Annotated in this window: 1 protein-coding gene; it reads left to right on the forward strand. The window is 55.0% G+C overall.

The features are described 5' to 3' along the window. On the forward strand, nt 1-202 hold a 202-nt coding region (locus PVK63_RS19985; RefSeq protein WP_274440995.1), incomplete at both ends, for a hypothetical protein.

A 202-nucleotide genomic window follows, 5' to 3' on the forward strand; every position in this document is an offset into this window, starting at 1 on the left:
AAGTCAGCTACGGGCAGCGATACGGCAGGCGTGGATTTGGTGGCGCCTGGTGATGGCGAAGGCGACAACGGCAGTGATGTTGCACCAACGGTTCTTATCGATTCTGGCGAAGATGACACCATTAACGCTGATGAAAAAGACGCGGGTGTTACGGCGAGTATTGAGCTGCCAGAAGGCACAGATCTGACCGCAGATAGCCTCA

Origin of the sequence: Aliivibrio sp. S2TY2 (assembly GCF_028765525.1) — a bacterium.
Lineage (GTDB): Bacteria > Pseudomonadota > Gammaproteobacteria > Enterobacterales > Vibrionaceae > Aliivibrio > Aliivibrio finisterrensis_A.